Below are 13,520 nucleotides of genomic sequence, written 5' to 3'. Positions count from 1 at the left end.
TCATGGCGCTGGTCGGTATTAATAACGAAAACGAGTTTTACTCTAACCACTATCTGGGCGAAGTCTTTACCAGCGATATTCGCGATGTACTGGAACCCTGGATTGAGCAGGAAAATGCCGCTCGCGAAGCTGAACGCGCAGCCCGTGAACAGGGCAAAGAGGTTGAGGCGGGCTACCGTGCGCCATGGAACCAGCTTAACAGCCTGGCGACAGAGTTTTTCCGTAAACTCACTGAACATGAAAAACAGCGCCAGATCCCACAGCGTCTAGCTGATCAGCGCAGTCGCTGGCAACCGCTGTTAAAGGCATTGGGTTATGAACTCAATCCGCACATTCAGATGCTGGATGACGATACGCCTTTGCCGGTACTGGCTCGTTACAACAGTACCGACGGCAGCCCATGGCTGTGGATTGTTGAAGCACATGATCAGGATGAAGGAACGCTGGATCCGCTGGCGCTGTCGCTGCTGACCGCGCAGTTCCCGGCAGATACCGATAAACATAAGCGCGACAGTCTGCGTAAAAAAGCGAACGGCGAATACCGTAGCTGGCAGGATCTGCTCTCCACGGTGGTCTTCACGCAAAATGAACCGCCGCGTTTTGTACTGCTGCTTGGCAATCGCCAGCTGTTATTGCTGGATCGTACTAAGTGGGCGCAAAACCGTCTGCTGCGTTTTGATTTTGAAGAAATTTTAAGCCGTCGTGAAACGGATACGTTGAAAGCGACGTCGGTGTTGTTACACAAAGACTCGCTGTTACCCGGCAGCGGTGCGCCATATCTCGATTCGCTGGATGACAATTCGCACAAACATGCGTTTGGCGTGTCGGAAGATCTGAAATATGCCCTGCGTGAGAGCATTGAGCTGTTGGGTAATGAAGCGATGCGTTATCTCATCGACAACGAGCTGGCTTATTATACCGGGAAACGTGCTATTAACCCGGATGAGTTGAGCCGTGAATGCCTGCGGTATATGTATCGTCTGTTGTTCCTTTTCTACATAGAAGCGCGCCCGGAACTGGGCTATGCGCCGATGACCGCCAAAACTTATCTGCAGGGCTACAGCCTGGAAACGCTGCGCGATCTGGAGATGATCCCGTTGACCAGTGAAGAAGATCGCAACGGGCGCTACTTCCACGATAGCCTGAATATGCTGTTCAAACTGGTGCGTGACGGCTACAGCGGCGGCGTGAAGATGCAGAGCGATCTGGAAAGCGGCGACAGGATCACTATTCACAGCCATCAATTCAGCGTACCACGTCTGGAAAGCCATCTGTTTGAAGCGAATAACACCCGCATTCTTAACCGTGTGGTGTTTCGCAACGAAACCCTGCAACAAATTATTCAGGCGATGTCGTTAAGCCGCCCGGGTAAAGGACGTTTTAATCGCCGGGGGCGTATCTCCTATCGCCAATTGGGTATCAACCAGTTAGGTGCAGTGTATGAAGCGCTGCTCTCTTACCGAGGGTTCTTTGCCAGTGATGACCTCTACGAGGTCAAAAAAGCCGGAGAAGAGTTTAACGAGCTGGAGACAGGCTACTTCGTCAGCAAAGACGAGATCGGTAAATACCACGACGACGAGAAGGTTTACGAAAAAGACGGCAGCCTGCGTATTCACCGTAAAGGCAGCTTTATCTATCGGATGGCCGGGCGTGACCGCGAAAAATCCGCCTCTTACTACACCCCGGAAGTGCTGACCCGCTCGTTAGTCAAATATGCCCTGAAAGAGCTGTTTAAAGAGCAAATTGATCCGATTACCGATCCGCACGCCAAAGCCGACGCCATATTAAACCTCACCGTGTGCGAACCGGCGATGGGCAGCGCAGCATTCCTTAACGAAGCCATCAACCAGCTGGCGGAAGCTTACCTGTTCCACAAACAGCAGGCGGAAGGTCGCCGTATTCCTCAGGATCGCTACACCCAGGAGCTGCAAAGGGTGAAGATGTACATTGCCGACAACAACGTATTCGGCGTGGACTTGAACCCGGTGGCGGTGGAACTGGCGGAAGTGTCGCTGTGGCTGAATGCCATCAGCGGCGATGCATTTGTACCGTGGTTTGGCTACCAGCTGCACTGCGGCAACTCGCTGGTTGGCGCACGCCGTCAGGTGTTCAACAAGAGCGAGCTGACTTACAAAAAAGCGAAAGAGCCGAGCTGGCTTAACAGCGAACCGGCCGTGCTGGCGATGAATATTCCACGCGAAGATAAGCAGATTTTCCACTTCCTGCTGCCAGATAGCGGTATGGCCAACTACAGCGACAAAACCGTTAAGCAGCGCTATCCGGATGATTTCAAAGCGCTGGACAGCTGGCGCAAAGAGTTTACCAAAAGCTTTGAAGCGCATGAGGTTGCTGATGTGCAGCGCATTAGTGGCAAAGTGGAAGCGCTCTGGAACACATTCCGACAGCAGTTGAAAGCCGAGCGCCAGAAAACCGCCGACAATTACCCAGTATGGCCTGCGGATAATACGGCTCAAGTCCGCTCTTCTATACGCAGTAAAGATGAAACCTTCAGCGGTCGCCTCGAAGATAACAGTACCTATCAGAAACTGCGCTGGGTGATGGACTACTGGTGTGCGCTATGGTTCTGGCCAATCGACAAAGCGAATGAACTGCCAGATCGCGGCATGTGGCTAATGGAGATGGAGACACTGATCGACGGTATTGTCGTCACGAAAAGAGTCACTGAAGTTGCAGAGCAGGCCACCGGCAATCTGTTTGCCGACGAGGATATTGTGCGTGAAGAATCTTCGCTGTTTTCTGGTGCAGGCCGCCTAAAAACTGAAGTACTGTTCCGTCATTTGCCGCGTCTGGCGATTGTTGATGCGCTGAAGAAGCAGCACCGATTCTTCCATTGGGATCTGGAATTCTGCGATCTGTTTGCCGAACGCGGCGGCTTTGACCTGATGCTCGGAAACCCGCCGTGGTTGAAAGTAGAATGGCAGGAGGCTGGCGTGCTGGGCGATTACGAGCCGGAGTTTGTGCTGCGTAAGCTGAGCGCCTCGAAGCTGGCGATGTTGCGTGTTGATACCTTTAATCAGATTCCGGCGCTGGAAGCGGCCTGGCGCAGCGAGTATGAAGGTTGTGAAGGGATGCAAAACTTCCTGAATGCGCAGCAGAACTACCCGGTACTGCGTGGTGTGCAGACTAACCTGTATAAATGCTTCCTGCCGCAGGCATGGCGTTTAGGATCGCAGAATGGCGTGGCAGGTTTCCTGCACCCGGAAGGGATTTATGACGACCCGAAAGGCGGGCAATTACGTGCGACGGTGTATCCGAGGTTGAGGACACATTTTCAATTTCATAACGAATTGAGTCTTTTTGCTGAAGTGCATCATGCAACGATGTTCAGCATTAACGTATATGGACCGCAGAATACAACGCCGTCCTTTATTAATATGTCAAATGTTTACGCAGTAAGCGCTATTGATGCCTCTTTTGAACACAACAATGTAGGCCCTGTTCCTGGTATCAAAGATGAGCAGGAAATTGAAGGCAAAATCAAAGTTTCCTGGAATACATCGGGCCACCGTTCAAGACTAATTCATATTGGTCTAAAGGAGCTCTCATTATTTGCTCGTCTGTATGACAGTGAAGGAACTCCTGCATGGCAAGCGCGTTTGCCAGCCTTGCATGCTAGACAACTTGTTGCAGTACTGGAGAAGTTTGCTAATCAGCCGAAGAGATTGGGTGATTTACAGGGGCAATATTTATCCCTGGAAATGTGGCATGAAACAAACCAGCAGAAAGACGGCACTATTGAACGTAAGACGCAGTTCCCTGAGGATGCATCACAATGGGTATTGTCTGGCCCGCACTTCTTTGTTGGGACGCCGTTCTACAAAACTCCACGCCAAAACTGTACGTTAAACAGCGATTATGACTGCCTGGACCTGCTAACTTTGCCCGACGATTACCTGCCGCGCACTAACTATATTCCGGCATGTGATGCGCAGGAGTATGCCAAACGTACTCCACGCGTTACATGGACTGAACTTGGTGAAGATGAACCGAGAAAGGTGACGGATTATTATCGTTTTGTGAATCGTGAAATGATAGGGCCATCTTCGGAGAGAACGTTGATTTCAACAATTGTTCCACCGGGTGTAAGTCACATTAATACTTGCCTGGGCTCAGCATTTAACAATACTCAAACATTGCTCGATTATTTTTCAATGACGCTTTCTGTACCGTTGGATTATCGGGTTAAAAGTACTGGTATGGGGCATGCCAATACCTCTCTTATTAACCAACTGCCAGTACTTACAAATGATGCTTATCGTACGGCACTGCATAGTCGAGCACTGTGTCTCGTATCGCTTGTGAGCAGTTATACCGATCTCTGGCAATCCTGCTACAACCCGAACTTCAACACCCTGCGCTGGAGCCGCAATCTCCCGCAACTTCCACAAGATTTCTTCGCCAATCTGACCCCTGAGTGGCAGCGCAATTGTGCATTACGCTCTGACTACAGTCGCCGTCAGGCGCTGGTGGAAATCGACGTACTGGTGGCGCAGGCGCTGGGGTTAACCCTTGAAGAACTGCTTACCATCTATCGCGTTCAGTTCCCGGTCATGCGCCAGTACGAAGCCGACACCTGGTACGATCAAAACGGCCGCATTATCTTTACCCCAAGTAAAGGCCTGGTGGGCGTTGGCCTCCCGCGCACCGCGCGTAAAGTCGACCTAAAAAACGGTTTTGTCTTTAACGTCGACAGCCCGGACTGGTCCGGTGGCGACTGTACTGATCAAGCTATTGGCTGGGATGATGTCAAGCATCTGCAAACTGGTACCGTCAGCGTCACTTTTGATGACTATACTCGCAGCGACGAAGGTGAGCGCCGAACCGTCACCTGGCAGGCTCCGTTTATCAAGCCGGATCGCGAAGACGACTACAAAGTGGCCTGGGCATTCTTTGCACAAGATAAGGAGAGCGCCTGATGCTGCCTTCTGTTGTCAGTCGGCAGGTTGCCGACAGCGTTGCCTCCTTTTTACGGGCAGCCTTCCCGCTTAACAGCCCGCTGTTTAATGGTGAAGAAAATAATAACGTCTCGATGCTGGAGCAATTTCTAGCCCAGCCGGAAACGCTGCTGAAAGGGCCGTATCTTTCTGCTCAGCTTCCGTTTCGTAAAAGTGACTTACCGCTGAATTTCTTCCCCAACCTGACGCTGCCGTTCCCACCGCACGCGCATCAGGCGCAGGCGTTTCAACGCCTGGGTATCGAGACGCCTCAGCCGACGCTGGTGGCGACCGGGACAGGTTCTGGTAAAACGGAATGTTTTATGTTCCCGCTGCTTAACCATTGTGCTGGGGCATCAGAGGCCGGTGTGAAAGCGATCATCATTTACCCGATGAACGCCCTGGCAACCGATCAGGCCAGCCGTTTCGCTAAAACCATCGCCAGCGATCCGCAGCTGCATGGCAAAGTGACCGTCGGCCTGTTTGTCGGCGACAGTGAAATCGAACCCAGCAAAAAGATGTCTGCGGATAAAGTCATCACCTGCAAACATACCCTGCGTGAGAATCCGCCGGATATCCTGCTAACCAACTATAAGATGCTGGATTACCTGCTGATGCGCCCCGGCGATCAGAAACTCTGGCGCTATAACCAGCCAGGGTCACTGCGTTATCTGGTGGTGGATGAACTGCATACGTTTGATGGTGCGCAGGGATCGGATTTGGCTTGTCTGGTGCGCCGCTTAAAGCATCATATTGGTGTCGATGACAAGCGTTTTACCTGCGTGGGGACGTCGGCTACCGTAGGTGACGAACTGGGGCAACTACTCGATTACGCGAAAACGATCTTTGATCAGCCGTTTAGCGATGACGCGGTTATTCGCGAAGATCGCTACACGGCGGCAGAGTATCTGCAAGGTTATACCATCGAGTACAGTCAGTATCCGGGACAGGATGTCAGCGCAGCGCTGGATCCGCAAACGTACGCCAGCCCGGTAGATTATCTGAACGGACAAATTCCGCTGTGGTTCCCGGATAGTTCACTGCAATTACCTGCCGATCTGGACAGCGAGCTCGGACGTGAAAAGCGTATTGAGTTGGGCTCATTGTTACGCCGCCACAGCATCCTGCACGTACTGCTTGAGGATTTGCAGGGGGGTATTTTGTCGGAACAGCAGTGCCTGGAAAATCTCCAGGTGATGCTGGCGGAAAGCGCCGGGCATGCGACCCGCGTGCTGCAAAGCATTCTGGCACTGATTGCCCAGGCACGCCTAGAGGTTCCAGAAAAACAGGAAGATCGGGAAAAGCGCCTACAGGCGAATAAAGCACGTCCCGTTCTGCCTTTTGTGCAACTACGTTCTCAGCTGTGGTTGCGCGAGATGCGCCGCCTGGTTGCCAGCGTGTCAAAAACACCTGAGCTTGTTTTTGCTGATGATGTCGCGGTGGAAAATCGCGAACATTACCTTCCCGTTATTCACTGTCGTGACTGCCATGCTACCGGTTGGGCGAGCCTGCGCCATGGTCAGAGTGTTCAACTCGAAACCGACCTGGACGGTATTTATCGTCAGTTCTTCGAAAAAGGCCGTTCGATTGTATTAGCCTTCCCGGACAACAACGATAAACCGGTCAGCGGTGTTCACCAGAAACTGTGCCCTTCCTGTTTAAAACTCAATAAGCAAACTAACGTGCAGTGTGGGCATTGTGGCCATACTGATCTGCTACAAGTACTCATCCCGGATATGCTCAAAGAGCGTAAGGATGAGCTGGAATTTGCTAACGAATGTCCGTACTGCAACAGCAAACAGGGTATTTCGATTCTTGGGTCACAGGCAGCTAGCCTGTCAGCGGTGATGATCCACCAGCTTTATGGCAGCCAGTTCAACGAACATAAAAAGCTGATTACGTTTTCTGACTCGGTACAGGATGCCGCACACCGCGCCAGTTTCTTTACCGCCCGAACTTGGCCGTTGATGGTACGCGGACAAATCGCCAGCGTGTTGGGTGAAAAAGAAACGTTACCGTTGGATGCCTTTGCGGCACGCGTCTGCCAGCAAGCGCGTGAACGTTCACCGGATGATGCTCATTTTGCCGCGAGCTTCATCGCGCCTAACATGCAGTGGATGAACGATTACCAGACGCTGAAGAACGAAGGCCAGCTGGCAGAGAGTTCCAATTTACCGGAGCTGGTTTCTCTTCGTCTCGACTGGGAGGTATACAGCGAATTTACCCTACGCGCACGAATTGGACGTACGCTGGAGGCCACTGGTTACGCAGCCGCAGGAATTGATATTGCACGTTTCAATTCAGCGATAACGGCGCTTCACCAACAGCTTGTCGAGGAGCTGGGTGATGAAATGGTTGGGGTCAGCGTTGAGCAGGTGGCACACCTGGTGATTGGCGTTCTTTGGCATCAGCGGCAGGCGGGAGCTGTTCTGCATCCGGCGTTCGAAAGTTATCGGCGCGAGGGTAAGACCTTTATGATGACGCAGAAGGAGCGAACTTCGCGCTATATGCCGTCTATTGGTCCGAAAACGCGTAAACCGGCCTATGCCTCGTTTGAAAAAATAAATGGCTTCCATCGACTGATTGGTGCGAAATCCAACCCCAGCTGGTATCAGCATTGGATCAACCGCACGCTCAGCAACGGCAATAATCTGTTTATCAGCAGCCTGGCCGAGACGGTTTTACGACGTCTGTTTGCGACACTGAAAATGACCGGGTTGGTAAAAGACTTTGACACAAAAGGCAAAGAAGCTTGGGGGCTAGTACCTTCGGCGCTGGTGGTGAGTCGTGATGTTGTTCAGCTAAACTGCACTTGCTGTCGTGAGGTTGTTCGGGCTCCGGCCGATCAGGGCTGGCACTGGCGAAACGCGCCATGCCTTTCTCTGCGCTGTGAGGGGCACTATCAGGAAGCTGAAAATACAGTGACCTGGCACTGGGATAATATGGACATCGCGCGTGTTCAGGGGGCAGAGCATACCGGATTACTAAGCCGTGAAGATCGTGAGGCTACGGAAAAATCGTTCTACCGCGGTAATCAGCCATGGAATATCAACCTGCTCTCGGCAACACCGACGCTGGAGATGGGTATCGATGTGGGTGACCTTTCTACGGTATTACTCTGTTCTGTTCCACCCGCGCAGGCTAATTACTTACAGCGTATTGGTCGTGCCGGGCGTAAAGACGGCAATGCGCTTAACATTACGGTGGCTGAGGGGAACCCGCACGATCAGTTCTTCTTTGAAGAACCTCTGGAAATGATGCAAGGGCAGGTACAGGCTCCAGGTGTGTTCCTGAACGCAACGGCTATTTTGGAGCGTCAGCTGGCTGCATTCTGCATGGACAACTGGGTGAAAACCGGCGTCCCGGCATCTGCTATCAGCAAAAACGTGAAACAGATGCTGGACGGGCTGGAGTTTGGACACAAATCTGGGTTCCCTTATAACTTCCTGCGTTACGTCGAACAGAATCATGTGGATATTGCTGCGCAGTTCTCGTCCATCTTCCCTGACCTTACGGAAGACACACGTCTACAGCTCCTGTCATATTTGCAAGGGGCACCAGGACAACGTTCCCTGGTGCAACGTATTGAAGAGGCATTAAAACTGCTGGTGGAAGATCGCAAATCGTTGCGTTCCCGGATTGATAAGCTCAAGCGTAGTATCGACAAGCTGGATAGCGACCCGCACGATCAAAACTTTGACAGCGATATGCGCGAGTTGACTTCGGAACGTCAGGCGCTGATGACGCTGGTGAACCAGATCAATAACAAGCAGACGCTTAATTTCCTCACCGATGAAGGATTACTTCCCAACTATGCCTTCCCGGAGGCCGGTATTACGCTGCGTTCTGTGCTGTGGCGGCGCAAGGACGGTGGGGAAACGCGTGAGTATCAGAACACGACCTACGAATACGAACGTCCGGCTTCAACGGCCCTGGCTGAGCTTGCCCCGTTGAATAACTTCTATGCGGGCGGGCATAAAGTTGAAATCGAACAGATTGACCTTAAAGTGTCTGAGCCTGAAAACTGGCGTATTTGTAGCCACTGTAATTACAGCGAGAATATCGATCAGACCGGCGATCAGCATAAATACTGCCCAAAATGCGGCACACCGGGTTGGGCTGATGCCGGGCAAAAAACGACGTTACTGAAGCTTCGCCAGGTTTATGCCCGCTCAAGCGCCCGTGACAGCCAGATCAGTGATGAGAGCGATAGTCGCGAACCGGCATTCTTCCAGCGACAGCTACTGGTCAGCTTCGAAAAAGAGGATGTATCGGCCGCTTATGCTATTGATGAAGGAGATATCCCGTTTGGCTTTGAGTTTTTGAGCAAAGTGACTCTGCGAGATATCAACTTTGGCAAAATGGCGGATGATGCCAATGAGCTGATGATCGCAGGAGAGGCAAAGAAACGCACCGGGTTTAAAGTTTGCCTCGGCTGCGGCATGGTGCAGCGCCCTCGAGATCATGAACCACGTCATGACCTGAGCTGTAAATATCGCGCTGAACCCGAAAAAGCGAAGTTTGAAGATTATCTCTACCTTTATCGCCAACTGGAATCTGAGGCGTTGCGTATCCTGCTGCCGGTAACCAGCTACAGTAACGATCGCGTGGTAGAAGCCTCCCTGGGGGCAGCCATTCAGCTTGGGCTCAAACATTACTTCAAAGGTAACGTGGATCACCTGAAAGGCGTGGTATATCGCGAGCCGGAAAATGAGGGCGAATCCTGGCGTCAGTATCTGGTGATTTACGACACCGTACCAGGGGGGACCGGCTCACTCAAAGAATTGATGCGTACACCTGACAACCTGCTGAAATTACTTGAGCTAGCCTACAAGGCGCTAGTGGAATGCAGCTGCAACCATGATACGCATAAAGACGGCTGCTATCGCTGTGTTTACGCATACCGTGACCGCGGGCGTATGAAGTATGTATCAAGAGATCAGGCGCGTCTCTTACTGGCAAAAATCCTGAAGGCCAGTGCTTCTATACGCGTTATTGATTCCATCAAAAACATTTCGCTTGATGCCATGATGGGGAGTGAACTGGAAAAAAGGTTCATTCACTGCCTGCAGGATAACAAAAATCTTCTCGTGAGCCGGAGTTATGCCCATCAGAACGCAGGCTGGATTATTAATACCCGTACAGAACCGGCGATGAGCTGGCATCTCAAAGCACAGGTTGATTTAGGGGTTAAAGAAGGGGTTGGCATCCTTAGCCGACCAGATTATGTGCTCTATCCTCTGATGCAGTCAGAAAAGATAAAACCGGTAGCAATTTTCCTGGATGGTTTTGCTTTTCATAAAGATAGCGTATCGGATGATGTCCAAAAACGGCAGGCGATTAAAGACAGCGGGAAATTTTGGGTATGGACAGTGACCTGGGCAGACCTTCAAGAACAAGGACTGAAACATGTTCAGGATGTCATGGGGCTTGGGCATAACCCGGATATGAAACAGCCTAAGTTTTATAACCCGTTCCATGATACAAACTTTGCGAGGCTTGAAGGTTCATTCAGGGAGAGAAACAGTTTCGCACTGTTACTCGATTATCTCACTGATCCCGTTAATAAAACTCTGCTATGGCAGAAAATGGCTGCAGCTTATGCCTGGGTGTGGCTGGATCCTAAAAAGTCGCAGGATACCGGAGTCAAACAAAAGTACGCCTATGAAATGCAGGAGAACGCTCCCGCTTATCGGTTGAATGCACTTTTGCCTGATGAACCATTTGTATTTGGCGGTTTACTGGATAGCTGTAGCTCATCACAACTGTTCATTGAGCTGGCAGCTGTTGTACCGCAACAAGCCATTAAATCAACGACAAGCATTGAACAAATGCGAAATTGGTTGAGGCTGCATATTTGCTTTGACGATCGTTATTCTCAGGATGATGGCTATGAAGCCGGATTTAACGGTTTCTGGCGGATGGTGAATTTACTGCAGTTCTTGCCAGATATGACGTTTACCAGTCGTAAAGCGGTTAACTCACCGCAAGAGTCTGGAGCAGCCAAAATTGAGACGTCGGTGGTAGCAGAGATTCAATCTGATGAGAGCTGGGCGGAGATAATTGAGTTCGGTTTGTTGAGTACAGAAGAAATCGCTTTGCTTCAGTCATTATCGCTACCTGCACCGACAGTAGGATATGAATTGCAGGATGACGATGGCGAAATTATTGCAGAAGCCGATCTCGCCTGGCCGTTACAAAAGCAAGCCTTGATTATAGATAATCAGGACTTTACTGCTTTATTCGAAAGTAAGGGTTGGCACGTTGCATTCGGGCCAATTGACGAAAATACATTGCAGCATCTGTCCGGAGGTAACAAATGACGATTCCAACGCCAAAGGTGGCACTTTCTGATGGTTTTCTGGGGGCTTTTGCGCGGATTCCTAAAGCGCAGCAAAAAAAGGTCCAGGAATTCATCTCCAAGTTCCGCCAGGATCCGACGAGTAATGGGCTGAACTACGAAAAGATCCACGATGCACGCAGCAATAATGTGCATTCCGTGCGTATTGACCAAACCTACCGGGGGATCGTCCTGAAACCTGAGCAGGGTACTCTGTATATGCTGATGTGGGTGGATAAGCACGACGAAGCCTACGACTGGGCGCGGCGACACGAATGTGCGATTCACCCGGTAACCGGTGCGATTCAGGTGATTGACACCAGCTATATCAAACCTACACCCGAGCCGACTGTTGTTGATAAACCTAAACTCTTTGCTGCTTATACGGCAGAGCAGATCCTCGCGCTGGGTGTTCCTCCTGTGTTTATTGAGCAGGTGATGGCACTTGTAGATGCCGCAGGGCTGAATCAGCTGGAAAGTGTGATGCCTGCGGAAGCCTGGGAACCCCTACACTGGCTGGCAGAAGGTCTGGATTACCGGGAAGTGCTGGAGGAGTTTAACGAGCACCGTGATGAGCCTGTTGATACCAACGACTTTATTGAGGCGATGGAACGAAGTAAACGTCGCTTCCATGTCGTTGAGAATGAACAAGAGCTACTGCAAATGCTCAACGCGCCACTGGAAAAATGGAGAGTCTTCCTCCATCCGAGCCAGCGAAAACTGGTAGAGTCTCCGGCAAATGGTCCGGTACGTGTATTAGGTGGTGCAGGCACGGGCAAAACAGTTGTTGCGATGCATCGTGCACGTTGGTTGTCCCAACGCCTGGTCGATAAACCCGGAAAAAAAGTTCTGTTCACGACCTTCACCCGTAACCTGGCGGCGGATATTCGCGCCAACCTCCAGCGTTTGTGTAGCCGTGAAGAGATGGCACGTATTGAAGTTGTTAACATTGATGCCTGGATGAGCGAGCAGCTTAAACGCCATGGATATGATTTCCGTGTGGTGTATGACAGCGATGAAGGGCGACGTAAATGCTGGAACTATGCCTTGCAGCAAGTCCCTGCTGAATTGGGATTACCTGATAACTTTTATTCTGAAGAGTGGCAACGTGTTGTTCAGCCGAATGCGGTTTACAGCCGTGAAGAATATCTGAAGGTGAGTCGTATTGGTCGTGGCACGGCGTTATCCCGTATTCAGCGTGCGAAAATCTGGCCTGTGTTCGAAGAGTTCCGGGCACAAATGGCGCGAGCCAAACTGCGAGAGATGGGTGATGCCATGCATGAGGCTATCATTCTGTTTAAAGAAAAGCAGGTGCAATTGCCTTATAGCAGTATCGTAGTCGATGAAGCTCAGGATATAGGCGCACCGGCCTTTACCCTTATTCGTAGCCTAGTTCCAGAGTCTCCTAACGATCTCTTTATCGTGGGTGATGGCCATCAGCGTATTTACCGCAATAAAGTCGTTCTAGGTCAGTGTGGGATTAACGTTCGTGGGCGCCGTAGTAAAAAACTGAAAATTAACTACCGGACTACAGAAGAGACGCGACAGTTTGCTGTCGGGTTGTTAACCGGCGTTAAGGTTGACAACCTGGATGGTGAAACTGATTCCTGCAACGATTATTTATCATTGCTTCATGGTGAAAAACCCATGATTACTCATGCTTCAGATTTTAAGGAAGAGGCTGAGACGATTATCAAGCAAATTCAGGTGTTGTTAGCCAATGATGTCCGTTCCCAGGATATCTGCATTACTTCCCGCACGCGGCATACGAATGAGCGCTATGTGTCAGCTCTGAATGAAGCGGGAATTGAAACTTTTAATTTAGGGAACGATAGTGGCGACAGTGATCAACGGGCCGGTGTTCGCATTGCAACAATGCACCGCATTAAAGGGCTAGAGTTCCAGTATGTGTTCCTTGCCGGTATCAACGATGGCGTTGTACCGGAAGTAAAAGCCATAGCATCTGACGATCCTGTTGAACAACGTGATGCACTATTTAATGAACGTGCGCTGCTCCATGTTGCAGCAACTCGTGCGGTAAAAGGATTGTTTGTTTCTTCATTCGGTGTACCAAGTACATTATTAACCGTTAAGTAATATTTTTCTGTATGGGCCTGGAGGGCGAATTTTTCTGGCTCTTAGTACGATATTGAAGCTAGAAATATGGATCTTAGGGTTTATGTATTTTCTGTCCGTTCAGTGGGCGAATCACATCGCTGGCGCCA

3 protein-coding genes are annotated in these 13,520 nt (G+C 50.8%); all 3 read left to right on the top strand.

Annotated elements, in window-relative coordinates; translation table 11 throughout:
• The first annotated feature begins 2 nt into the window (after positions 1–2).
• The 3 genes from ACNARN_RS10740 to ACNARN_RS10730 are packed head-to-tail and all read left to right on the top strand — an operon-like array spanning position 3 to position 13,392.
• Positions 3–4,937 (top strand): class I SAM-dependent DNA methyltransferase, encoded by a 4,935-nt coding sequence (locus tag ACNARN_RS10740; protein WP_108478853.1) that lies wholly within the window; start codon positions 3–5, stop codon positions 4,935–4,937.
• Complete coding sequence (locus ACNARN_RS10735) at positions 4,937–11,278, top strand: DEAD/DEAH box helicase (protein ID WP_108478852.1); 6,342 nt, start codon at positions 4,937–4,939, stop codon at positions 11,276–11,278. The genes ACNARN_RS10740 and ACNARN_RS10735 overlap by 1 nt, the downstream gene beginning before the upstream one ends.
• Positions 11,275–13,392 (top strand): ATP-dependent helicase, encoded by a 2,118-nt coding sequence (locus ACNARN_RS10730; RefSeq protein WP_108478851.1) that lies wholly within the window; start codon positions 11,275–11,277, stop codon positions 13,390–13,392. The genes ACNARN_RS10735 and ACNARN_RS10730 overlap by 4 nt, the downstream gene beginning before the upstream one ends.
• Positions 13,393–13,520: the final 128 nt, after the last annotated feature.

Source organism: Proteus sp. TSJ240517 (assembly GCF_047921575.1).
Taxonomy (GTDB): Bacteria; Pseudomonadota; Gammaproteobacteria; order Enterobacterales; family Enterobacteriaceae; genus Proteus.
This window is presented reverse-complemented; position numbering and strand designations above follow the sequence as displayed.